The organism is Amycolatopsis acididurans, from assembly GCF_012328925.1.
In the GTDB taxonomy this organism is placed as follows: domain Bacteria; phylum Actinomycetota; class Actinomycetes; order Mycobacteriales; family Pseudonocardiaceae; genus Amycolatopsis_E; species Amycolatopsis_E acididurans.
Genome location: NZ_JAAXLS010000033.1, coordinates 47,456 through 70,849, shown reverse-complemented (window position 1 = coordinate 70,849; position 23,394 = coordinate 47,456). Strand labels below are relative to the sequence as shown.

General features: G+C 70.4%; 23 protein-coding genes and 1 pseudogene. 9 read left to right on the top strand and 15 right to left on the bottom strand.

Going from position 1 to position 23,394, the window contains the following annotated elements; all coding sequences use genetic code 11:
- The 3 genes from HFP15_RS30885 to HFP15_RS30875 form a co-directional block, all read left to right on the top strand.
- Window positions 1-265: toxin-antitoxin system HicB family antitoxin (locus HFP15_RS30885; RefSeq protein ID WP_168520306.1), on the top strand; the 265-nt coding region annotated here is incomplete at its 5' end.
- Complete coding sequence (locus HFP15_RS30880; RefSeq protein ID WP_168520305.1) at window positions 262-1,173, top strand: DUF4097 family beta strand repeat-containing protein; 912 nt, start codon at window positions 262-264, stop codon at window positions 1,171-1,173. The genes HFP15_RS30885 and HFP15_RS30880, both read left to right, overlap by 4 nt.
- A gap of 125 nt (window positions 1,174-1,298) precedes the next feature.
- Entirely contained in the window at window positions 1,299-3,686 is a 2,388-nt protein-coding gene (locus HFP15_RS30875; protein WP_168520304.1) for a molybdopterin-containing oxidoreductase family protein, read from the top strand.
- Window positions 3,687-3,798: 112 nt separating this feature from the next.
- Here HFP15_RS30875 and HFP15_RS30870 read toward each other — a convergent pair whose 3' ends face one another.
- Complete coding sequence (locus tag HFP15_RS30870; protein WP_168520303.1) at window positions 3,799-5,001, bottom strand: winged helix-turn-helix domain-containing protein; 1,203 nt, start codon at window positions 4,999-5,001, stop codon at window positions 3,799-3,801.
- Between the two features lie 57 nt (window positions 5,002-5,058).
- On the opposite strand from HFP15_RS30870, the gene HFP15_RS30865 reads away from it, so the two are divergent.
- Entirely contained in the window at window positions 5,059-5,616 is a 558-nt protein-coding gene (locus HFP15_RS30865; RefSeq protein WP_168520302.1) for a GNAT family N-acetyltransferase, read from the top strand.
- Between the two features lie 285 nt (window positions 5,617-5,901).
- On the opposite strand, the pseudogene HFP15_RS30860 reads toward HFP15_RS30865, so the two are convergent.
- Window positions 5,902-6,747: pseudogene (locus HFP15_RS30860) on the bottom strand (glycosyltransferase family 87 protein); the annotation flags it as partial.
- Between the two features lie 137 nt (window positions 6,748-6,884).
- Complete coding sequence (locus HFP15_RS30855) at window positions 6,885-7,394, bottom strand: GtrA family protein (RefSeq protein ID WP_312871829.1); 510 nt, start codon at window positions 7,392-7,394, stop codon at window positions 6,885-6,887.
- A gap of 132 nt (window positions 7,395-7,526) precedes the next feature.
- On the opposite strand from HFP15_RS30855, the gene HFP15_RS30850 reads away from it, so the two are divergent.
- Genes HFP15_RS30850 through HFP15_RS30840 form a run of 3 tightly spaced genes read left to right on the top strand, consistent with a single transcriptional unit; the run spans window position 7,527 to window position 9,358 of the window.
- Window positions 7,527-8,048, top strand: coding sequence for a hypothetical protein (locus tag HFP15_RS30850; protein ID WP_168520301.1), 522 nt, complete (start codon window positions 7,527-7,529; stop codon window positions 8,046-8,048).
- 60 nt (window positions 8,049-8,108) lie between these two features.
- Window positions 8,109-8,528 (top strand): helix-turn-helix domain-containing protein, encoded by a 420-nt coding sequence (locus HFP15_RS30845; RefSeq protein ID WP_168520300.1) that lies wholly within the window; start codon window positions 8,109-8,111, stop codon window positions 8,526-8,528.
- On the top strand, window positions 8,525-9,358 hold the full coding sequence (locus HFP15_RS30840) for an alpha/beta fold hydrolase (RefSeq protein ID WP_168520299.1): 834 nt from the start codon (window positions 8,525-8,527) through the stop codon (window positions 9,356-9,358). Before HFP15_RS30845 ends, HFP15_RS30840 begins: the two co-directional genes overlap by 4 nt.
- On the opposite strand, the gene HFP15_RS30835 is transcribed toward HFP15_RS30840, so the two are convergent.
- The 12 genes from HFP15_RS30835 to HFP15_RS30780 form a co-directional block, all read right to left on the bottom strand.
- Entirely contained in the window at window positions 9,355-9,807 is a 453-nt protein-coding gene (locus HFP15_RS30835; RefSeq protein WP_168520298.1) for a tetratricopeptide repeat protein, read from the bottom strand. The genes HFP15_RS30840 and HFP15_RS30835 overlap by 4 nt on opposite strands.
- Complete coding sequence (gene dapB / locus HFP15_RS30830; protein ID WP_312871828.1) at window positions 9,804-10,541, bottom strand: 4-hydroxy-tetrahydrodipicolinate reductase; 738 nt, start codon at window positions 10,539-10,541, stop codon at window positions 9,804-9,806. Before dapB ends, HFP15_RS30835 begins: the two co-directional genes overlap by 4 nt.
- Window positions 10,538-11,887: a M16 family metallopeptidase gene (locus HFP15_RS30825; protein WP_168520297.1), complete on the bottom strand. Its 1,350-nt coding sequence runs from the start codon at window positions 11,885-11,887 to the stop codon at window positions 10,538-10,540. Before HFP15_RS30825 ends, dapB begins: the two co-directional genes overlap by 4 nt.
- A gap of 69 nt (window positions 11,888-11,956) precedes the next feature.
- Window positions 11,957-14,203, bottom strand: coding sequence for a polyribonucleotide nucleotidyltransferase (locus tag HFP15_RS30820; RefSeq protein WP_168520296.1), 2,247 nt, complete (start codon window positions 14,201-14,203; stop codon window positions 11,957-11,959).
- Window positions 14,204-14,436: 233 nt separating this feature from the next.
- On the bottom strand, window positions 14,437-14,706 hold the full coding sequence (gene rpsO / locus HFP15_RS30815; protein ID WP_168520295.1) for a 30S ribosomal protein S15: 270 nt from the start codon (window positions 14,704-14,706) through the stop codon (window positions 14,437-14,439).
- A 108-nt stretch (window positions 14,707-14,814) separates the two neighbouring features.
- Window positions 14,815-15,333 (bottom strand): RNA 2',3'-cyclic phosphodiesterase, encoded by a 519-nt coding sequence (thpR, locus tag HFP15_RS30810; RefSeq protein WP_168520294.1) that lies wholly within the window; start codon window positions 15,331-15,333, stop codon window positions 14,815-14,817.
- Between the two features lie 2 nt (window positions 15,334-15,335).
- A complete protein-coding gene (locus HFP15_RS30805) occupies window positions 15,336-15,812 on the bottom strand; it encodes a helix-turn-helix domain-containing protein (RefSeq protein ID WP_168520293.1) in 477 nt (158 codons plus the stop codon).
- A gap of 126 nt (window positions 15,813-15,938) precedes the next feature.
- Complete coding sequence (locus HFP15_RS30800; protein WP_168520292.1) at window positions 15,939-16,901, bottom strand: bifunctional riboflavin kinase/FAD synthetase; 963 nt, start codon at window positions 16,899-16,901, stop codon at window positions 15,939-15,941.
- A gap of 10 nt (window positions 16,902-16,911) precedes the next feature.
- Window positions 16,912-17,754, bottom strand: a complete 843-nt coding sequence (truB, locus tag HFP15_RS30795) for a tRNA pseudouridine(55) synthase TruB (protein ID WP_246272188.1) — start codon at window positions 17,752-17,754, stop codon at window positions 16,912-16,914.
- Between the two features lie 116 nt (window positions 17,755-17,870).
- Window positions 17,871-19,190: an MFS transporter gene (locus HFP15_RS30790; RefSeq protein ID WP_168520312.1), complete on the bottom strand. Its 1,320-nt coding sequence runs from the start codon at window positions 19,188-19,190 to the stop codon at window positions 17,871-17,873.
- 150 nt (window positions 19,191-19,340) lie between these two features.
- Window positions 19,341-20,651 (bottom strand): MATE family efflux transporter, encoded by a 1,311-nt coding sequence (locus HFP15_RS30785; protein ID WP_168520290.1) that lies wholly within the window; start codon window positions 20,649-20,651, stop codon window positions 19,341-19,343.
- 114 nt (window positions 20,652-20,765) lie between these two features.
- A complete protein-coding gene (locus HFP15_RS30780; protein ID WP_168520289.1) occupies window positions 20,766-21,734 on the bottom strand; it encodes a DHH family phosphoesterase in 969 nt (322 codons plus the stop codon).
- A 25-nt stretch (window positions 21,735-21,759) separates the two neighbouring features.
- On the opposite strand from HFP15_RS30780, the gene HFP15_RS30775 reads away from it, so the two are divergent.
- Window positions 21,760-22,782: a TRM11 family SAM-dependent methyltransferase gene (locus HFP15_RS30775; protein WP_168520288.1), complete on the top strand. Its 1,023-nt coding sequence runs from the start codon at window positions 21,760-21,762 to the stop codon at window positions 22,780-22,782.
- Between the two features lie 96 nt (window positions 22,783-22,878).
- Window positions 22,879-23,388: a nitroreductase family protein gene (locus HFP15_RS30770; protein ID WP_168520287.1), complete on the top strand. Its 510-nt coding sequence runs from the start codon at window positions 22,879-22,881 to the stop codon at window positions 23,386-23,388.
- Window positions 23,389-23,394: the final 6 nt, after the last annotated feature.

The window sequence follows — 23,394 nt, the reverse complement described above, 5'->3', positions numbered from 1 at the left end:
GCCTCCTCCCCCGCCGCCTCCGCCCCCGCCGCCAGGGCCGGAGGGCAGTGACAACATCGCGCGGATGACGCTGCGCATGGTCGAGCAGATCAAGGGGCAGGCCGAGCAGGCCGCGGCCGCGCAGGGCGTCTCGCTGAACACGTTCATCTCGCAGGCCGTGCAGGGCGCGCTGCACGGCAGCAGCTACTTCCGGGGCGAGCGCGAGTCCGAGCCGAAGCCCGGCAAGCGCACCGATTCACATCTGCACGGCTGGGTCAGGGGATGACCATGAGCGAACAACCGGCCGAACATCTGGTCCGTACGCAAGCCTTCACCGTCGAGGGGCCGGTGGACCTCGATGTCAACGTGACCCTGGGCCGCGTGACGATCGAGCTCATCGCCGATCTCACCGAGGCCAGCGTGGAGATCCGGCACGATCCGGATGTCCGGGAGCCATGGGCGCAGGGCATGACGAATCTGCTGAACTGGGTCAGCGAGCGCTTCGCCGACCAGATCGGCGGGGATTTCCGGGGCACGCCGGGGGACGCGCTGCGGCAGACGCGGATCGAGCGGACCGGTAACCGGTTGGTCGTGCACGCGCCGAAAGCCTTGCCACTGCGCAACATCCCGCTCGCGATCACGGTGAAAGCACCGGCCGGGACACACCTGGAGATCCGTGCCGGCTCGGCGGAGGTCACCGTCACCGGCACCTGCGGGCGCGCCGACGTGATGAGCGGGACCGGCGAGGTGCGACTGGACCGGGCCGACGGCGCGGCCACGGTGCGGACGGGCTCCGGCGCGATCCGCCTCGGGCCCGCGTTGTCCGGGTTGCAGGTGCGGACGGGAAGTGGTGCGGTCGAGGCGTCGTCGCTGTCCGGTTCGGCCACACTCGCCACCGGAACCGGCGACATCTGGCTGGGCGCGGCGGCCGGCGAGGTCATGGCCCGCAGCGGAAGCGGCGCGATCTCGGTCGCGGAAGCGGCGAGCGGCACCCTGGAGCTCATCACCGGTTCCGGGGACGTGCGGATCGGCGTGCGCCCTGGCGTGACGGCGGAGGTGGACCTGACGGCGGCGGCCGGGAAGGTCCACAGTGAACTGGACGTGGCGCTGGAACCGCCCGAGGACGAGGTGACCCTGCACGTGCGCGCCCGCACCGGCTCGGGCACCGCCGTGGTCACCCGCGCCACGCAGTGATCCACCGGGCCCGCTGACGATCGCAGCCGGCTCGCTTCAGGGGGTGGCGAGGGGTCCCGCAAGGGGCTCCTCGCCCGCACTCGGATACGCGCGTAACGCACGCGGGTCGAACACGACTTCCGGTCATGGGCACGACGGCGTCCCTGGGGCCTTCCGACGGCACGCGGGTGCCGACCTTCTGCGCGCTGTGCGTGTCCCGTTGCGGGGCCACGGCCACGATCCGCGACGGCACCCTGGTCGCACTGGAACCGGCGCCTGCCCACCCGACGGGGAAGGCGTTGTGCGTGAAGGGCAAGGCCGCGCCGGAGCTGGTGTACCACCGCGACCGGCTGCTTCATCCGCTCAAGCGCACCAGCCCGAAGGGGGCGGCGGATCCGGGCTGGCAGCGGATCAGCTGGGACGAGGCGCTGGACACGGTCGCGGAGCGGCTCACCAGACTGGCTCGCGAGTCGGGCCCCGAGTGCGTCGCGTTCGGTTCCGCCTCGCCGTCGACGTCGGCGATGTCGGATTCCGTGGACTGGATGAACCGGCTGCGGCGCGCGTTCGGCAGCCCGAACCTGTGCTCCTACATGGAACTGTGCGGCTGGGGCCGTCACCTCGCCCCGACCTACACCTACGGGATGCCCGTGCCGGGCGCCTTCGTCCCGGATCTCGAGCACGCCGGCTGCATCCTGTACTGGGGCTACAACCCGTCGATCTCCCGGCTCGCGCACGCCACCAGCACGGTCGCCGCACTCGCCCACGGCGCTCGGCTCGTCGTCGTCGATCCGCGGCGGGCCGGACTGGCCGGCAAGGCGCACCACTGGCTGCGGGTCCGCCCCGGCACCGACACCGCACTGGCACTGTCGCTCAGCCATGTGATGATCGAGCGCGGCTGGTTCGACGTGGAGTTCGTGCGACAGTGGACGAACGCGCCACTGCTCGTCCGTACCGACACCGGGCGCCTGCTGCGGGCAGGCGGCCGTTACCTCTCCTGGGACACCCGGCGCGACGAGCCGGTCACCTACGACCCGGCGCACGGCTACGCGGTGGAGGAGGCGCGCCTGGCGCTCTCCGGCACCTTCGACGTGCCCACTGCCGACGGACCCGTACCGTGCCGGCCGGTGTTCGGGGTGCTCAGCGAGGAATGCGCGCGGATGGCACCGGCGGCGGCCGAGGGGATCACCGGTGTGCCGGCCGCGGAGATCGAGCGCACCGCACGCACGCTGTGGGAGTCGCGTCCGGTCGCGTTCTACACCTGGAGCGGCCTGGAACAGCACAGCAACACCACACAGACCGTGCGCGCGATCAACCAGCTCTACGCGCTCACCGGCAGCCTCGACGTGCCGGGCGGCAACGTCCTGTTCGCCGGTGTCCCGGCCAACTCCGTCGAGGGCACCGAACTGATCGCCCCGGGCCAGCGCGCCAAGACGATCGGCGTGCAGCAGCGCCCGCTCGGGCCGGCGAGGTTCGAGTTCGTCACCGGCGAGGACCTCTACACCGCTGCGCTCGAGGGGGATCCGTACCGGGTCCGTGGCCTGGTGAACTTCGGCGCCAACCTGATGATGGCGCACGGGGACAGCGCTCGCGGGCGCGAGGCGCTCGCCTCACTCGACTTCTTCGTGCATACCGACCTGTTCCTGAGCCCGACCGTGGAGCTGGCCGACATCGTGCTCCCAGCGGCGAGTGCTTTCGAGACCGAGGCGCTCAAGATCGGGTTCGAGACGAGCGCCGACGCACAGTCATTCGTTCAGCTGCGCACGCCGCTCGTGCCCGCACGTGGTGAGTCCCGCTCCGATATGGAGATCATCTTCGCGCTCGCCTGCCGGCTCGGGCTCGGTGAACACTTCTGGAACGGCGACATCGAAGCGGCCTGGCGGTATCAGCTCGCGCCGAGCGGTCTGACGCCGCAGCAGCTCCGCGACTCGCCCGCCGGGGTGCGCGTGCCGCTCACCACCCGCTACCGCAAGTACACCGAACGCGGGTTTCCCACGCCATCGGGCAAGGTCGAGCTGTTTTCCGAGTTGCTCGCCCAGCACGGATACCCGCCACTGCCGGAGTTCGAGGAGCCCCGCACCAGCCCGAGATCGCGCCCGGACCTGGCCGGACGCTTCCCGCTCATCCTCACCTCCGCGAAGTCGTTGTGGTTCTGTGAAACCCAGCATCGCGGCCTGGCCAGCCTGCGGCGCAAGGCACGCGACCCCCAGGTCGAGCTGCATCCCGACGCCGCCGCCGCGCGCGGTATCCGCGCCGGGGACTGGGTCAGGATCGAAACGCCGCACGGGAGTGTCCGAGCCCGCGCCAAGCTGACCACCGGGCTGGCTCCCGACGTCGTGTGCGGGCAGCACGGCTGGTGGCAGGGCTGCGCCGAGCTGGACCTGCCCGGCTACCCACCATTCGGTCCCGGCAGCGCGAACCTCAACGCGATACTCAGCCAGCGGCCGAGCGACCCGACCAGCGGCAGCTCACCGCTGCGCGCGTCGGTCTGCGAGGTGAGCCTCCTCGAAGACGGTCGCGGGACCGGCCTGTCGTGAGCCGATGGTCCGGTCGCGGGGCCCGCGCGCGTCATCGCCTGTCCGCCGCCGCGTCTCGCCCCGCCGAGACCGTTCCTGCGCGCCGCTGCCGTCGCCCCGATGCCCGTTGCCCCTACGCCCTGCGCAGTATCGGCGCCAGATCACCCCGCTCCCCCACCACGACGCGGTCCAGCGACAGCCAGTCCGCCATCAGACGCAGTTCCGCCGCCAGTTCGCCCGCCACGCGGGGCACGTCGGCATCCGGCTCGGCGAAGGCGCCCTGCACGCGCAGCACCCCGGCCTCCCGGTCCGCCTTCAGGTCCACCCTCGCCACCAGCTCACCGTCCAGCAGGAACGGGAACACGTAATACCCGTACTGCCGCTTGGGCTCCGGCACGTAAATCTCGATGCGGTACCGGAAACCGAAAAGCCGCTCGGTGCGGGCGCGTTCCCAGATCAGCGGGTCGAACGGGCACAGCAAGGCCCGCCCGGTGACCTTGCGCGGCGTCTTCGCCCCGGCGTACCGGTACGCGGGCGCCCGCCACGTGCGCACCCGCACCGGCTCCAGCACGCCCGCCTCCACCAGCTCCGCCACCGCCTGGTGACTGACCTCCGGACCGAGCCGGTAGTAGTCCCGCAAATCCGGTTCCGTGGCCACCCCGAGCGCCTGCGCCGACCGCGCGATCAGCTCGCGCGCACCCTCCTCCGGGCTGACCCGCCGCGCCAGCACCTCGGGCGGCAGCACCCGCTCCGTCAGGTCGTACAACCGCTCGAACGACCGCCGCGTACCCGTGGTCAGCTGCCCGATCCCGAACAGGTACTCACAGATCTTCTTGACCTCGGACCGGTCCCACCACGGCCCCTGCCTGCGCTGCGACTCCCCCACGACCTCGCGCTCGATCCGCCCCGCGCCGACCGGGCCCAGCTCCTTCACCACGGCCAGAATGTCGTCGACCATCGCGGGCGAGCGCTTCAGGATCGGCTCGTAGTGCCGCCACCAGCCGCTGCGCTTGGCCCGCGACTGCAGCAACGGCCAGTCCTGCACCGGCACCAGGCTGGCCTCGTGCGCCCACGTCTCCACCAGCAGCCGGGGTTTACGCGCGCTGTGCGCCCACGCCGCCTCGTCGACCAGCGTCCGGTCGTAGTCCCCCAGCCGCGAGAACAACGGCGCGTAGTGCGCACGCACCGCGACGTTCACCGAATCCAGCTGGATCAGCTGCACGCGCGAAAGCACCCGCCGCAGATGCCTTCGCGTGGCGGCCTCCGGGCGCGGATCGGCGAATCCCTGAGCGGCCAGCGCCATCCGCCGCGCGACCGCCACACTCATCGTGTCCATCGCACGTCATAGTGCCACCACCCACCGACAAAACCCGGGCTCGTAGTGTGCGTACGCATGAGCACCGCCGCAGTCCGTGCCGCCGTCGCCACCGACGCCGCGGAAATCGCCCGCATCCAGCGCGTCACGTGGCGCACCGCGTTCGCCGACCTGCTCGGCGAACAGGCGCTGGCCCAGCTGGAGGCCACCGCGGAACAACAGTGGGCCGAGGCCATCGCGCACCCCGCCACGACCGTGCACATCGCCGCCGAGGGCACGTTCACGGTCGGTTTCTGCGTCGCAGGCCCCGCACCCGAAGAGGAGGTCGCGCTGGCCTCCGGCAAGCTGCCGGAGGACGCCGCGCGCACCGGGCTGATCGCGACGATCCTCGTCGAACCACGCTGGGGCAGGCGCGGCCACGGCGGACGGCTGCTCGCCGAGGCCGCCGCGAGCCTGCGTCACAACGGCGCGGAGCGCGGGATCACCTGGGTCGCCGAGTCGGACTCGGCGTCACTGAGCTTCTTCCGTCGCGCGGGCTGGCGTCCGGACGGCACCATTCGTACGCTCGACACCGGCCAGCGCCGGGTGCGCGAGGTCAGGCTGACCGGCCAGCTCGAAATCGAGCTCGTCGGCTGAGGGGGCCACGGTGTTCTTGCGGCCACGGAACCACAGCACCGTCATCACGATCAGGAAAGCGACCGCGATGATCTGGTAGCTGCTGCCGACGATCTTCTGCGCGAAGCTCCAGTTCTGGTACTCCAGCGGAACCCAGTAGTGCGGTGCGAGCCACAGGATCAGCACGCCGAACCAGCCCGAGGCCAGCAGCCAGAACTTGTGCCGCTGGTAGCCCATCACCATGACGATCGCGGCGGTGGGCAGCGCGAGCACCCAGTGATGCGACCACGAGATCGGCGACACCAGCAGCACGCCGGTGGCGTTCACGCCCAGCGCGAGCGCGAGATTGCCGTCGTCGAGCGCACGCTTGGTGCCCAGCCACGTCATCGCGACGATGCCCAGCACGCCGATACCGCTGACGAGCGTGAGCGAAGTACCCGACATGCCCAGCTTCTCGAACGTGGCCGACCACGATTCGTTCGCGTGGATCGGGCCGATGTTCATGCCCGTGGCGTGGAAGACGCGGTCGGTCCAGTACGTGATCGAGTCGCTCGGCATCAGCACGAACGCGATCGCGCTGCACACGAGGAAGCTGAGGAAGCTCGTGACGATGGAGCGGTAGTCCTTGCGGAGCAGGAACAGCAGGCAGAACCCGGCGGGGGTGAGCTTGACCGCCGCCGCGATACCGATCAGCGCGCCACGCGGCCACTTCGGGTTCGGCCACAGGATGTCGACCGCGACCAGCATCATCAGCAGGACGTTGATCTGGCCCCAGAAGATCGTGTTCGCCACCGGGTGCGCCACCACCAGCACGCACGCACCCGCCATGACCATCCACGGCTTGCTCAGGTAACGGGCCAGCTCCGGCGAGCTCTTGCGATAGGCCAGAACCAGTGGGATCAGCGCGATGCACGTGGCGCCGGTGAGCAGCGGGTAGCCGATGTGCGGCGGGAGGATCGCCAGCGGCGTGAACAGCACCGCCGAGAACGGCGGGTAGGTGTAGGGCAGCGCGCCGCCGACCGACGAGACCGGCAGCTGGGTGTAGATCGAGTGGCCCTTGAGGAATGTGTCCGCGCCGAGCCGGTAGACGTCGACGTCGGTCGGCCACTTGCGGATCCCGTGCGCGTAATAGGCGAGGGCGGCGAAGAACACCAGCGCCAGCAGGAGCTCGAGACCGAGGCGCAGTCGCTCGGCCGCACTACCGTGCCTCAGCGTCGAGAGGACAGATCTCAAGTCGTTTCTCCCAGGTCCTGGCCACGTGAAGTATCACGGATCTCACGCGGCACCCTCTATCTTGGTTGCCCGCGTGTCGCGCGCGGCGACCGGGTCCCCTCTTCGGCCCCGGACCGTGACTCCGCGAACACGACCCAGCGCATGGCGCTGTACATGAATATCGCTTCGCAGGCGCCCGCGAGCACCCGGGCGAGGTGGTATTCGACGCCGAGCGCGGCCAGGCCCGCCCCGACGCCGAGGATGAACGCCAGGTAGTTGACCGCGATGGCGATCGCGTATTTGACCGCCTGCCCGCCCACCGGCGCGTGCGAGCGGAAGTTCAGCGCGCGGTTGAGCACGAAGCTGAGGCCGAAGGCGGACACGTACGCGATGGTGATGCTCACCGGCAACGGCAGGCCCAGCACGCTGTGGCCGACGGTCAGCAGCACGAGGTCCACTCCGAAGGTGAACCCGTTGATGATCGCGAAGCCGAGCACGCTGGCCGGCAACCGGAACGGCAACGGGCGCACGACCGCGGCACAGAAGGCTTCGAAACGCTCGGGGGCAGAGGTGATCTTTGGCCGCACGGCACCAGAGTTTCACCACGAGATGGACTGAAGATGACCGGACGGTGGTCAACAGGAAGCGAACAGTACGGTGAACCACCCCGCCACCACCTGCGTGACTGTTACCGTGACGGTGGACTCCCAGGAGGCGCGATGCTCGGCTGGTTCTGCCTGACGCTCGGTGTCGCCTTCGGGTCTGCCCTCGTCCCCATCGTGAGCGTCGAGGTCTTCGTCATCGGCCTGGTGTCCAGCGAGCCGACCGTGCACTGGTTCCTCATCGGCGCCGCGGTCGCGGTCGGCCAGATGGCCGGAAAACTGCTGTACTACCTCGCCGCGCGCGGCTCGATCCACCTCCCGCCGTTCCTGCACGACAGGCTGCACCGCCAGCGCCCGCCCACGCCACGCCGCGAACGCTGGCGCCTGCGCACGAAGTGGTTGCGCGCCAAGGTGGAAGCGCTGCGGGAGCGGTGTCACCGGCATCCGTTCTGGATGACGAGCACCTACGGGGTCAGCTCGGTCATCGGGCTGCCGCCGTTCATGGCGACCACCGTGCTCGCCGGTCTCGCCGACATGCGGATGTCCACCTTCCTCACCGCCGGTCTCGCCGGGCGATTCGTCCGGTACAGCGTGCTCGCGGCGTGCCCGGCGCTGTTCGCATCCTGGCTACACGTCTAATTCCCTCAACTTCCCTAAAATTACCTATTGATCCCTTCAAGTGTCTGTTAGTGTACTTATATGTCCAAAAAGCTCTACTCGGCAGAGGAGGTCGCCGAGCGACTCGGCCTGCACGTCCGCACGGTGCGCGGCTACCTGCGCGACGGGCGGCTCAACGCGGTCCGCATCGGCAAGCAGTACCGGATCACGCATGAGGACCTGGAGGCGTTCGTCGGCGCCGCGGTGACCGACGAGTCCGAGGTGCGCCGTACGCGGCATGTGGAGGTCTCGAGCGTGGTCGAGATCGACGCGGTCAGCCCGCACACCGCGAGCCGGATCAGCACCCTGCTGATGGCCACGAGCGCGCATCCGGGCGAGAACCTGCTGCGGGTCAGCACGGCTTACGACGAAGAGAGGGGGAAGATGAAGATCATCATCTTCGGGGAGCCGGCCGAAACGGCACGGCTGCTCGACAGTGTGGAGGCGGTGCTGCGGTCGTGATCTACAAGACCGAGGCGGGCGGGCAGGAGATCCTGCGCCGCTACGGCGAGGCCCTGAAGTCGTGGCCGGTTCCCGCCGAGCACCGGCGAGTGTCCACACGGGAGGGCGAGACGTTCGTCGTCGTGAGCGGGCCGGCCGGCGCGCCACCGCTGGTGCTGTTCCACGGCTCCGGCACGAACACGGTCATGTGGCTGGCGGACGTGGCGGAGTGGGCGAAGCACCTCCGCGTGTACGCCGTGGACATGATCGGCGAGCCGGGGTTCAGCGCCCGGTCGCGGCCGGCGCTGGACTCCGAGGCGTACGCACTGTGGCTCGACGACGTGCTCGACGCCCTCGGTCTCACCCGGGTCGCGATAGCCGGGATGTCGCTGGGCGGCTGGCTGGCGCTCGACTACGCGACCCGGCGTCCGGAGCGCGTGACGCGGCTCGCGCTGCTGTGCCCCGGCGGGATCGGACGGCAGACGTATGGCTGGGTGTTCAAGACGCTGCTGTACAAGCCGTTCGGGAAGTGGGGCCTGCGCAAGTCGATGAAGGCGGTGGCCGGTGTCGACGCGAACGAGACGCCGGAGATCGCGGACTATCTCGGGCTGATCTTCACGCATTTCCTGCCACGCAGGGAAAAACTGCCGGTCTTCGACGACGACACGCTGAAGCGGCTGACGATGCCGGTGCTGGCGATCGTCGGCGGCCGCGACGCGATGTTCGACTCGCACGAGACCGCGGGGCGGCTGGAGGCGACGGTGCCCCGGGCGAGCGTGACCATGCTGCCCGACGTGGCGCACTCGATCACCGGCCAGACCGGCCCGGTGCTGGATTTCCTGCGAGGCTAGGCGCGGCGCTCGGACTCTTCGAGTTCGAGCGCCTTGCGCATCGTGGCGCGCGCGCGGCGGCGGTCGCCCGCGATGTCGTAGGCGTAGGCCAGCCGGTACCAGTGGCGCCAGTCTTCGGGATGCCGCTCCAGCTCCGCGCGCCGCTGCTCGAACCAGGCGTCGGCCGCCTCCCGGTCGACGCGGCCGGACGGGCGGCGTGGCAGGTCGGACGCGTCGGGCAGGCCGCCCTCCTCGTCGAGCCGCTGCCCGAGCCGCTGGATGCGCAGCCCCGAACGCCAGGTGGCCACCACGATCCACACCCCGAGCAGCGGCAGCACCAGCACCGCCGCTCCCAGCGCCGCGCCGGCGGCGCTGCCGGTGCTCAGCAGCTGAATGGCGCGGTAGCCGAGCAGGACGAAGTAGACCACCAGCGCGGCGGTCAGCAGCAGGGCGACGTTGCGGGCTTTCACAGGTCGAGCACGTTCTCCAGGCCCACGGTCAGGCCCGGCCGCTTGAGCACCTCGCGCACGCCCAGCAGCACGCCCGGCATGAACGAGCTGCGGTCCATCGAATCGTGCCGGATGGTCAGCGTCTCGCCTTCGCCGCCGAACAGGATCTCCTCGTGCGCCACCAGCCCGGGTAGCCGCACCGAGTGCACGCGCACGTCCTCGACCTGGGCGCCGCGCGCGCCGTCCAGCTCGGACGTGGTCGCGTCGGAACCCGGCGCCAGGCCGGCCTCGCGACGGGCCTGCGACAGCAGCCGTGCCGTGTGCGCCGCCGTGCCCGAAGGCGCGTCGGCCTTGCGGTTGTGGTGCAGCTCGATCACCTCGGCGCTGGCGTAGAACCGCGCCGCCTGCTGTGCGAAGCGCATCGCGAGTACCGCGCCGAGGGCGAAGTTCGGGGCGATCAGCACGCCCAGCTCAGGCTTGGCGGAGAGCCAGTCGCGCACGGTCGCGAGCCGTTCCTCACTGAACCCGGTGGTGCCGACGACCGCGTTGATGTCGTGGTCGATCAGGTACTTCAGGTTGTCCATCACCGCGTCGGGGTGGGTGAAGTCGACGACGGCCTGCGCGTCGCCGAGCGCGGAGAGATCGTCGCCGGCGTCGGCCGTGCCGACGAGCTTCATGTCGGCCGCGCCCTCCACGGCCTTCACCACGGTGGCACCCATCCGTCCCTGGGCACCCAGCACACCGACGCGAATCACGACGCGATCACCTCTCGCAGGTCCTCCGGCAAATCGTCCTCATGAGCGTACGGCCCGACCACGCTGCCCACCGACACGCCACCGGGAGTACGGAACAGACTGCGAGCCAGGTCATACACCTCCTCGGGGGTGACCGCGTCGATCCGCGCGACCGTCGCGTCCACGCTTTCGTACCGGCCGTAGTTCAGCTCCTGCTTGCCGATGCGCGACATGCGGGACGCGGTGTCCTCCAGCCCCAGCACCAGCCCGCCGCGCAACTGCCCCTTGGCGCGGGCGACCTCGGCGTCGGTGAACCCCTCCTTGCCGATCGTGCCGAGCACGTCGCGCAGTACGCGCGCGACCTCGCCGAGCCGCTCCGGCTGGCAGCCGGCGTACACCGACAGGTGCCCGGTGTCGGCGTAGGAGGCCACCGACGAGTACACCTGGTAGGCCAGCCCGCGCTGCTCCCGGATCTCCTGGAACAGCCGCGAACTCATCCCGCCACCCAGGGCCGCGTTGAGCACGCCCAGCGCGTACCGGCGCTCGTCGTGCCGGGACAGCGCGCGCATGCCGAGCATCACGTGGGCCTGCTCGGTGTCGTCGGTGTGCAGCACCAGATCCGGCCGCGCGGTGATGCGCGCCTTGCCCGCCCGCGGCGGAACCGGAGTGTCCGAAGAGGACGGTCGCGACCGCAAAGCCTTGCGCGCCAGGCGAAGAACCTGTGCGTGCTCGATGTTGCCTGCGACCGCGAGCACCATCCGCGGCATCGTGTAGCGGCGCTTGTAGAACCCGCGCAGCGCCTTCGCGGACATCCCGGTGATCGACTCCTCGGTGCCGAGCACGGGTTTGGCGAGCGGATGCCCGGCCAGCACGGCGGAGGTGAACGTCTCGTGCAGCAGGTCCTCGGGATCGTCGTCACGCATGGCGATCTCCTCGAGCACCACGCTGCGCTCGGTCTCCACATCGGACTCGGTGCACAGCGCGTCGAACACGACATCGGTGACCAGGTCCATCGCCAGCGGCAGGTCCTCGTCGAGCACCTGCGCGTAGTAGCAGGTGTGTTCCTTGGCGGTGAACGCGTTGAACTCGCCGCCGACGGCGTCGATCTCCTCCGCGATCCGGCTCGCGGTGCGGTGCCGGGTTCCCTTGAACAGCAGGTGTTCCAGGTAGTGCGCGGCCCCGGCGACACTCGGCGACTCGTCGCGCGAGCCGATGCCCACCCACAGCCCCACCGTGGCCGAGCGCACCCCCGGCACGTGCTCGGTGACGACCCGCAGGCCACCCGGCAGCACGGTGCGCTTCACACCGGTGTCCAGGGTGCGGGTGGTGCCGGCTCGCTGCTCGTATCCGGGAATCTGTACGGGCATTTCTTCCTTACTGACGAGCGATGGGCCCGTCCGCGCGGCAGCACGGACGGGCCCATCGCGGGGTGTGTCTTACTGCGCGGCGTCGGCCTTCTCGGCCTTGTCCTCCGGCTTGTCCGCCTTCTCGTCCTCTTCCTTGACGAGCACCAGGCTGATCTTGCCGCGGTTGTCGATGTCGGCGATCTCGACGCGGAGCTTGTCGCCCACGTTGACCACGTCCTCGACCTTGCCGATGCGCTTGCCGTTGCCCAGCTTCGAGATGTGGATCAGGCCGTCCTTGCCCGGCAGCAGCGAGACGAACGCGCCGAACGCGGCCGTCTTCACCACCGTGCCCAGGAACCGCTCGCCCACCTTCGGCAGCTGCGGGTTGGCGATGGCGTTGATCTTGCCGATCGCGGCCTCCGCCGACGGGCCGTCGGCCGCGCCCACGTAGATCGTGCCGTCGTCCTCGATGGAGATGTCGGCGCCGGTCTCCTCGGTGATCGAGTTGATCATCTTGCCCTTCGGCCCGATGACCTCGCCGATCTTGTCGACCGGGATCTTCACGCTGGTGACCCGCGGGGCGTACGGGCTCATCTCGTCCGGGCCGTCGATCGCCTCGGCGATGACCTCCAGGATCGTGAGCCGCGCGTCCTTGGCCTGGTTGAGGGCGGCCCCGAGCACCTCCGAGGGGATGCCGTCGAGCTTGGTGTCCAGCTGCAGCGCGGTGATGATGTCCTTGGTGCCCGCGACCTTGAAGTCCATGTCACCGAAGGCGTCCTCGGCGCCGAGGATGTCGGTCAGCGCGACATACTCGGTCTTGCCGTCGACCTCGTCGGACACCAGGCCCATCGCGATGCCCGCGACCGGCGCCTTGAGCGGCACGCCGGCGTTGAACAGGCCCATCGTGGACGCGCACACCGAGCCCATCGAGGTGGAGCCGTTGGAGCCCAGCGCCTCCGACACCTGGCGGATCGCGTAGGGGAACTCGTCCCGCTTCGGCAGCACCGGCACCAGCGCGCGCTCGGCGAGCATGCCGTGCCCGATCTCCCGCCGCTTCGGCGAGCCGACGCGGCCGGTCTCACCGGTGGAGAACGGCGGGAAGTTGTAGTGGTGCAGGTACCGCTTGGTGGTCTCCGGGGACAGCGAGTCGATCTGCTGCTCCATGCGCAGCATGTTCAGCGTGGTGACACCCAGGATCTGGGTCTCGCCGCGCTCGAACAGCGCCGAACCGTGCGCCCGCGGGATCAGCCCGACCTCGGCGGCGAGGCTGCGGATGTCGGTGAGGCCGCGGCCGTCGATGCGGACCTTGTCGCGCAGGATGCGCTGGCGGATCAGCTTCTTGGTCAGCGCGCGGAACGCGGCACCGATCTCCTTGTCCCGGCCCGCGAACGCCTCGCCCTCGCCGACGCCGACCTTGGCCAGCAGTTCGGCCTTGACCTCGTCGGTCGCGTTGTCGCGGTCCTGCTTGCCGCCGATGGTCAGCGCCTTGGCCAGCGGCTCGGTCGCGATCGCGGCGACCGCGTCGTAGGCGTCCTGCTCGTAGGCGGGGAACAGCGGGAAGTCGCCGGTCGGCTTGGCGGCGGCGTCGGCCAGCCGCTGCTGCGCCTGGCACAGCACGCGGATGAACGGCTTGGCGGCATCCAGGCCCTGCGCCACGACGGCCTCGTCCGGGGCGGTGCCGCCCGCGGCGATCAGGTCGAGCGTGTTCTCGGTGCCCTCGGCCTCGACCATCATGATCGCGACGTCGTCACCGACGATCCGGCCGGCGACCACCATGTTGAAGGTGGCCTTCTCCAGCTGCGACCAGGTCGGGAACGCGACCCACTGGCCCTCGATCAGCGCGACGCGCACACCGCCGACCGGGCCCGAGAACGGCAGCCCGCCGATCTGGGTGGAGGCCGAGGCGGCGTTGATCGCCAGCACGTCGTACGGGTCGTCCGGGTGCAGGCTCTGCACCGTGATGACGACCTGGATCTCGTTGCGCAGCCCGTCGGTGAACGACGGGCGCAGCGGCCGGTCGATCAGCCGGCAGGTCAGGATGGCGTCGGTGGAGGGACGGCCCTCACGGCGGAAGAACGCGCCCGGGATCCGGCCCGCGGCGTACATCCGCTCCTCGACGTCCACGGTCAGCGGGAAGAAGTCGAAGTGCTCCTTCGGGTGCTTCGAAGCCGTGGTCGCCGACAGCAGCATGGTCTCTTCGTCCAGGTAGGCCACGACGGCCCCGGCGGCCTGACGGGCCAGCCTCCCGGTCTCGAAGCGGACGGTGCGGGTGCCGAACTTGCCGTTGTCGATGACGGCTTCGGTTTCGTGCACCGTGAATCCGCCTGCGTCGGTCATATGTATGGTTCTCCTCGTTTGCCTTGTGGCGACACATTCGTCCCGCCGTTGCGGGGCGACACCCGAGGAACGAGGCCGGTCTTCGATCGAAGCTCACGGGAGCGTTCTCCCGGAAGCCACTACCGAGGACCGGCGGACTAATCCCCTGGCGTGTTCGCCATTCCTCTTTCGTGCTCTGTGTACTTATGGACCGAGGGGGAGCAGCCGGGTGGCCACTCCCCCTCGGTGTCAGGTCATCGGCGGAGGCCGAGTCGCTGGATCAGCGACCGGTACCGTTCGATGTCCACCTTCTTCACGTAGTCGAGCAGCCGGCGACGGCGGCCGACCAGCAGCAGCAGGCCACGACGCGAGTGGTGGTCGTGCTTGTGCTCCTTGAGGTGCTCGGTGAGGCCGATGATCCGCTTGGTCAGCAGGGCCACCTGGGCCTCGGGCGATCCGGTGTCCGAGTCGTGCAAGCTGTACTCGGCCAGGACCGACTTCTTCTGTTCGGTGGACAGCGCCACGCTTGTTTCTCCTTGTACTTTCGTGCCGTGCGGCCCGGACACGCTGCCGTGCCGGGTGAGCCGGTCACGGCCGCCACGGACTGCAGCCGGACCCAGTTGTCCAGGGTATCAGGCAGGACTTTCACCGGCCGGACGGGACGCGAGGGGGAACCTGTCGATCACCGAATAGCGTGTACCGCCCTCGCCGGGCTCGCTGCGCATCAGCACCGCCTCGGTGGCGGTCCAGGTCTCGCTGACGTATCCGGCCAGCCGCGCGGGCAGCTCGGGCGGAACGTCGCCACGGGTGCGGGCCACGGTGACGTGCGGCAGATACGGCCGGTCCCGTCCCGCGCCCGCGGCGGTGGCCAGTTCGGTGAGCCCCGCGCCGTACACGCCGAGATACAGAATCCGGGCGAACGTGCCCGCTCCTTCCAGCCGCAGCACCGGCGCCGGTCGTCCGGCCAGCTCCGTGCCCAGCCACCGGGATCGTTCCGCCGCGTCGGCCTCGCCGTAGAACTCCAGCGTGACGTGCCACTGCTGCGGCCTGACCCAGCGCGGGCCCGGCACGTCGGCGCGCACTCCCGCCAGCGCCCGCCACCCGGACTCGGCCACGGCCGGGGGCGGCAGGACGGCGGAGAACAGCCGCATGTTCAGCGGGCCTCCAGCGTGCCCGCCCTGCGCAGCAGATCGGCGATCGCGGGAAAGTCCTCGTCGAGCCGTTTCGCCGCCTCGATCAGGTCCTCGTCCTCGGCCAGCTCCCGCAACGCGGCCATCGCGACCCGGTCGTCGGCGACCGGGATGTTGTCCCGGCCCACCGTCGGCCGCGCGTCCTTGACGTCCTCGAGCGCGGCCATCATCGCGTCCTTGTGCCCGGCCGCGACCTCCGGGATCAGGCACTTGCGTTCCAGCATGATCATCCTGGCCAGCACGACCGGGTTGCCGATCTTGGCCCGGCGGCCGCTCATCACCTGGCTGAGCATGGGGGCGCTGATGCCGAGGACCTCGGCGAGGTAGGCCTGCGACACGTCGAACGCGACCACGAGCCGGCGCACCCTGTCCCCCAGGGGCTCGCCGTACCACTCGCGCTGCAACGCGATGTTGCGCTGGACGATCTTGTGGTCCTCCACGTCTGTCCGCTCTCCCCTGTCCTTCACTCCCCGGTCAGGCCCCGCCACTGCGGGTGCTCTGCCATCTTGCCAGGCGGGACCGGACGAACGGGTTCGATTCACCCAGTGATTCGCAATCGCACTCGTTCAGCGGACGACGCCGAGGATTTCCCTGGTCCTGGCCACATCGTCGTCGATCTGCTCGACCAGTTCGCCCGGCGAGGAGAACCGGATCTGGTCACGCAGCTTGCTCACGAAATCGAGCGCGACGTGCTGGCCGTAGAAGTCCTCGTCCACATCGAGCACGAACGCCTCGACGGTGCGCTCGCGCCCGGAGAACGTCGGGTTGGTGCCGACCGAGACCGCCGAGGGCAGCCGTTTGTGCGGATCGGAGGCCTTGACGAACCAGCACGCGTACACCCCGTCGGCCGGCACCGCCGCGTACCGCGTGGTGGACAGGTTCGCCGTCGGATAGCCCAGGTCGTGGCCGCGGCCGTCGCCGCGCACGACGATGCCCTCCAGGCGGTGCGGCCTGCCCAGCGCCTCGGCCGCCGCGCTCATGTCGCCGGCGTCGATGCAGGAACGCACGTAGGTGGAGGAGAAGGTGAACTCGGCGTTGTCGGCGCCGCTCTCGCCGTGACCCTGAAGTTCCGCGCCGTAGGTGACGAACCCGAAGCGGCGCCCCAGGTCCTGCAGCAGCGCCACGTCACCGGCCGCATGCGCGCCGAAGGTGAAGTTCTGGCCCACCACGACGGCGGCCGCGTGCAGCCGGTCGATAAGGATCTCGTGCACGAACTCGTGTGCCGTCAGCCGCATCAGCTCCGGGGTGAACGGCAGCACCGCGAACACGTCGATGCCCAGCTCCTCGACCAGCTCGGCCTTGCGGCGCAACGTGGTCAGCTGCGCGGGGTGACTGCCCGGCCGGATGACCTCGGAGGGGTGCGGGTCGAAGGTCAGCATCACGCTGGGCAGGTTCCGCTGCTTGGCGATCTCCGCGGTCTTCGCGATCAGCGCCTGATGCCCGCGATGCACGCCGTCGAACACGCCGATGGTGACCACGCACCGGCCCCACCCGCTCGGGAGATCTTCCAGACCACGCCACCTCTGCACGTGCCCCACCTTATGCCGGATCCAGCACGACGACCGAACGGGCCACGCCGCCGGCGTCGACCGCGAGCGCGATCACCCGCCCGTCCGGATCGAACACGCCGAACGTGCCCTCGATGCCCGACGCCCGGACCTGTTGTCCATATTGGACGGCCTTGGCGGTCGCGGCGTCCACGTCGTAGCGGGGAAACGCCTTGGCCACGGCGGAGCTCAGGTCGTGCGAGAGCTCCGGCTTGTCCTCCAGCTGCTCCAGCGTGCGCGCGACGGCGAGCGTGAACGGGCCCACGGTGGTGCGCCGCAGCGCCGCGAGATGCCCGCCGATACCGGTCGCGGCGCCGAGATCCCGTGCCAGCGCACGGACATACGTGCCCGAGGAACACTCGATCACCGCGTCGAGTTCGATGCGGTCCTTTTCGCGCCGGGTGGCCAGCAGGTCGAACCGGTACACGCTCACCTTGCGCGGCGGCAGCGCCACGTCCTCGCCGGCGCGCACCCGCGCGTAGGCCCGCTTGCCCGCCACCTTGACCGCGCTGACGGCGCTGGGCACCTGGTCGATTTCCCCGGTGAGCGCCGCGATCCCGCCCGCGATGTCCTCGTCGGACACCGCGGCGACGGCGGCCGGGTCCGCGGTGGACAGCGGCTCGCCCTCGACGTCGTCGGTGCTCGTGCTCGCGCCGAGGCACAGCGTCGCCAGGTAGGTCTTGCGGTCCAGCGCGAGATGCCCGAGCAGTTTCGTCGCACGCTCGATGCCGAGCACGAGCACACCCGTCGCCATCGGATCGAGCGTGCCGGCGTGGCCGACCTTACGGGTGCCCATGATGCGGCGCACCCGGGCGACCACGTCGTGCGAGGTCATCCCCGGCGGCTTGTCGACGACGAGAAGTCCGGGCGGTGGTGACGTTTTCTGCACCCGGGCACTCTAGACGGACGCGGGCGTGGCCCGGTGAAGCGACCACGCCCGCGGGAACTTCACTAGGCGGCCGCGGGAATCCGCGCGGGTTCGGGCATCGGCGCGTCCCACGGGCGCCGCCGCACCTGCACCGGGATCTGCTCGCCGCGGGCCTGTGCCACGAACAGCGCCACGCGCGCGCGGCGCCACCACACCAGCATCCGGAACGTGCCCAGCGCCAGCACGCCCACCACGGACAGCAGCGCGAGCCGGAAGTCGCCGCCGCTCACCTGCAGCAGCACGCCCACCGCGAGCGCGGTGATCGTCGTGGCGACGAAGCCACCGCAGTTGACCACCCCCGTCGCCGTGCCGACCCGCTGCAGCGGGTTGTAGTCGCGGGCAAGCGCGAACCCGATCATCGACGCCGGGCCGCCCATCGAGAGGAAGGCGAAGGCCGGGATCAGCACCGCCAGCGGGATGTGGCCGGGCCAGCCCAGCAGCACCGCCCACACGGCCGCCGCGCCACCGAGGTATCCGCCGACCATCGGCATCCGCCAGCCGGGGTGCCGCGAGATCAGGCTACCCACCAGCGGGCCACCCGCCATCGACCCGAACACGAACACCGTCAGCAGCGCGCTCGCCGTCTCGGCCGCGATGCCCTGTCCCTGCACCAGGAACGGCACACCCCACAGCAGGGTCAGCACGTTGGGCGCGAACATCGTCGTGAAGTGCACCCAGAAGCCCAGGCGGGTGCCGGGCACGCGCCAGGCGGAGGCGATCTGCGTGAGCAGTTCGCGCTTGCGCACCGCCGGGGCCTTCGGGGCGGGGCCGGCGGGCGTGTCCTTGACGCGGGCGGCGACCACGGTCACGTAGACCGTGGTCATCAGGCCGGCCACGAGGAACGTCGGCGTCCAGCCCGGTCCCCGCAGCAGCAGGGCGAGCGGAACGGTCGCGGCGAGGTTGCCGAGGAAGCCGATCGCCGAGGTGAACGACATGACCAGGGCGTACTGGCGGCCCGGGAAGTGCGCGGCGATCAGGCGCAGGACGCTGACGAAGGTGAGCGCGTCACCGAAGCCGAGCACACCGCGGGCGACGAGGCCGAGCGGATAGGACTGCGCCACCGCGAGCAGCATCTGGCCGGTGCCGAGGAACACCAGGGCGGTGATCAGGACCCGGCGCGGACCGAAGCGGTCCACGAGCACGCCGGTGGGAATCTGCATCGCGGCGTACACGCCGACCTGCAGGACGGTGAAGGTGGACAGTGCGGCGGCACCGATGCCGAACCGGCTGGCGGCTTCCAGCCCGGCCACTCCGAACGAGGCGCGGTGGAAGACGGAGAGTAGGTAGACGATGACGGCTGCGGACCAGATGAACCACGACCGGCGACTGGCTTTCGCGATCATGGGTGCCTGCGCGGGCGGCACGAAGGAAGCCTCCTTGAGACAGGTGGGCGGATCAGGGCACACGGGAACGCCACCATCGCCGCCCCCGGTATTTGTATCGTCAACGTAACGAGAAAACTTACCGATGATCGCCGTGCTCTTGCCCACACGTCAGCGGACAGCGCCGACCACGGCCCACGCGCCCGAGCGCCAGCGCGCCACCACCGCGACCAGGCGCAGCAGCATGAACAGCGACAGCCCCGTCCAGATCCCGGCCAGGCCCCAGCCCAGCGCGAGCGAGATCCAGATCAGCGGCAGGAACCCGATCGCCGCGCAGGCCAGCGTCGCGGTGCGCAGGAAGGCCGCGTCACCGGCGCCGAGCAGCACCCCGTCGAGTGCGAACACGACTCCGGCGACCGGTTGCAGTGCGACGAAGAACCACCAGGCGTGCGGTACCTCGCCGAGCACGCCCGGGTCGGAGGTGAACGCGTGGGGCAGCACCTGCGACACGGCGGCGAACACCACGCACAGCACGCAGCCGAAGATCAGCCCGTAGCCGGTGATCTGCGCGGCCACCCCGCGAGCCTGCCGCCGCTCCCCCGCGCCCAGTGCCGCGCCGACGAGCGACTGCGCCGCGATCGCGACCGAGTCGAGCACCAGCGACAGGAACGTCCACAGCTGCAGCACGATCTGGTGCGCACCGACCGCCGTGGTCGACGTGCGGGCGGCGACGGCGGCCGCGGAGACGAAGCACGCCTGGAACGCGAGGCTGCGCAACACCAGGTCACGGCCGAGGCCGAGCTGGGCGCGCATCACCGGGGGCCGGGGCCGCAACGGCACCTTCTCGGCGACCAGCGCCCTGAGGAACAGACTCGCCGACACGACCTGCGCGACGACGTTCGCGGCCGCCGAGCCTTCCAGCCCCCAGCCGGCCCCGTACACCAGCACCGGGCACGCCACCGCCGAGATTCCGTTGCCCAGCAGGACATAACGCAGTGGGCGGACCGCGTCCTGCACGCCGCGCATCCAGCCGTTGCCCGCCATCGTGACGAGGATCAGCGGCGCCCCGAACAACGCGATCCGCAACCAGGACACGGCCGCCGCCGCGATGTCGTCGCTGCCGGACAGCGCCCGCGCGATGGGCCCGGCGAGCAGCTGTCCCGCGACGAGGATGACGAACCCGACGGCCAGCGCGAGCCACGTCGCCTGCACGCCCTCGCTCACCGCCTCGTCGCGGCGCCCGGCACCGTGCAGGCGGGCCGTGCGGGACGTCGTGCCGTAGGACAGGAACGTCAGCTGGGTGGAGATCTGCGACAGCACCACCCCGCCCAGCGCGAGCCCCGCCAGCGGCAACGCGCCGAGATGCCCGACCACGGCGGTGTCGACGAGCACGTACAGCGGTTCGGCCGCGAGCACCCCCAGCGCGGGCACCGCCAGCCCGAACACCCTCTTGGCGGGCACCCGGTCGGAGACGATCTGCACCTCAGCAGGCTATCGGCCCGGGGAGGGACCCGACGGCGAAGCCGAGCAAACAGCAGACCTCCCCCACCCCGATCCCCAGCCGAACAACGTCCGGCGCCGGTGCCGCCAATGTCCCTACAGCAGCGGCGCCTCGCGCAGGGCCGCGCGCACCGCGGCCAGGCCTTCCTCGGCGGTGCCGGTGACCGTGCAGCCTGCGGCCAGGCGGTGTCCGCCGCCGCCGAGGCTGCGGGCCGCGACCGAGACGTCGATCTTGCCGACGGCCCGCAGCGACACCGTCCACTCCCGCGGTCCCTGCTGCTTGAGCACGGCGGCGACCTCGGCCTCGCGAGTGGTCCTGATGACATCGACCACGCCCTCCACCTCCTCCAGCCGCACGTCGGCGGCGGCCTCGAGGGTCACCACGGCGTGCACGAGCCCGAAGCCCTGCGCCTCGTCCGGTTCGAGCCGCGCGGTGCCCAGCACCTGCGCGAGCATCGGCAGCCACGCGAACGGGCGGTCGTCCATGACCTCGCGGGCCAGTTTGTCCGGATCGACCCCGGCTTCCAGCAGCCGCGCCGCCGCCTGGTGCGTCGACGGCCGCGCCCGGCGGAAACCGCTGGTGTCGGTGACCAGCCCGGCGTAGAGACACCGCGCGATGGGCTCGTCCAGCGGGGCACCCAGCTCGTCCAGCACGCGCAGCACCAGCACCGCGGTCGCCTCGGCCGTGTCGTCGACGAGGTTGTGCGTGCCGTAGCGGGTGTTGGAGGCGTGGTGGTCGATCACCAGCACCGCGTCCGCGCCGTCCAGCCTGGCGGCGAGCGCACCGAGCCGCGCCGGGGCCGGTGTGTCGAGGCAGATCACCAGCCCGGCCCGCTCGGGAACCTGGTCGGCGGGCACGACCAGGTTGCCCGCGTCCAGGCCGCGCAGGCTTTCCGGGATCTCGTCGGGAATCGCGAACGACACCCGCACGGTCGCGCCGCGCTGGTGCAGGGCGCGGCCGAGCGCGAGTGCGCTGCCCAATGCGTCGGCGTCGGGACGGACGTGCGCGAGCAGGGTGACATCGCGCGCGTCACGCAACAGGTCTAGCGGCGAGGAAGGGCTCATAGGTGGCAAGCTACGCTTTTGCGCGATGTTCGACTATGGAATCCTCCTCTACCCGTCGGCCAACCGCGTTTATGCCGACACCGCGCCCGCTCTGCTGCGCGCCGAGCTGGCGGTGTTCGCGCACGCGCTGAGCACGGCGCCGACCGGTGTCGAGGAGCGGCGGCTGGGTGGCGTGCCGTACCTGACGTTCACCACCGAGGCCCGGCTGTCCGAAAAGGACATCGCACTGCTGTCCAACCTCTCCTCGCTCTACGCGCTGTTCGAGCTGGCCGGGGATGCGCTGCGGCCGCTGGAAGTCGCCCCGCTGGAGAAGTTCGACTCCGACCTGCTCACGATCCAGAAGTACGCGGGCAAGACCAACGAGCTGTTCACCAAGCTCCTGCTCAACGTCACCCTGCTGTCCACTTCGGACCCGGCCGCGTTCCTGACGCGGCCGCTGCACGTGCTGGATCCCCTGTGCGGCAGGGGAACCACGCTCAACCAGGCGATGATCTACGGCCTGGACGCCACCGGGGTGGAGCGCGACGGCCGCGACTTCGAGGCCTACGAGCGGTTCATCAAGACGTGGCTGCGCGGCAAGCGGATCAAGCACACCGCCGAATCGGGCCAGCTGCGCCGCAACAAGGTGAAACTCGGTCAGCGACTCGAACTCGGGTTCGGGGTGACCAAGGAGCAGTACAAGGCCGGCGATATCCGCCGCGTCAGCTACCTCAACTGCGACACCGTGACCGGCACCGAACTGCTGAAGACCTCCTCGGTCGACGCGATCGTCACCGACGCGCCCTACGGGGTGCAGCACGGCAGCCACCGCAGCGAGGACCTCTCGCGCAGCCCGCTGGACCTGCTGGACGAGGCGATGCCGCACTGGGTGCGCACGCTGCGCTCCGGTGGCGCCCTGGGCATCGCGTGGAACACGCACGTCGCGAAGCGGGACGAAATGGCCGCCGTGCTCGGCGCCGCCGGCCTCGAGGTGATCGAGACGCCGGACTTCGCCCACCGCGTGGACCAGGCGATCCTGCGCGATCTGATGGTGGCCCGCAAGCCCTGACCCGCGCACCGGTCGCCGCGACACCTGACGGCGCCACCTCGGCCATCCGCTCGACGGCTTCTGCAGGCGATGCTGCGCGGGCGTACGGTCGAGGCCGTGGAGTTCTGGAACGTACTCACCGCGCGGCGCAATGTCCGCTCCTACGAGGATCGCCCGGTTCCCCAGGAGGATCTGGACCGGATAGTGGAGGCCGGCAGGCGCGCGCCGTCCTCGCGGAACACACAGCCGTGGGACTTCGTCGTGGTGACCGACCGCGATCAGCTGAGCAGGCTGGCCAAGGTGTGGCAGGGCGCCCAGCACGTCGCCCACTCCGCGGCGACGATCGCGCTGATCGCCCCCGCCGTCGAGAGCGAGGGCGAGCGGGTGCAGTTCGACCTCGGCCAGGCGACGGCGAACATGATGCTCACCGCCGCGGACCTCGGTGTCGGAAGCGGCCATTCAGCGGTTCTCGACCAGGTTCTCGCGCGGGAACTGCTCGGCTTTCCCGAAGACCGGGTGTGCGCCTACCTCATCGCGCTCGGCTACCCGGCCGACCGTCCGCTCAAGCCCGTCCGCAACCCGGACCGGCGCCCCTTCGACGAGGTCATGCACCGCGGGCGCTGGTAGCCGCCG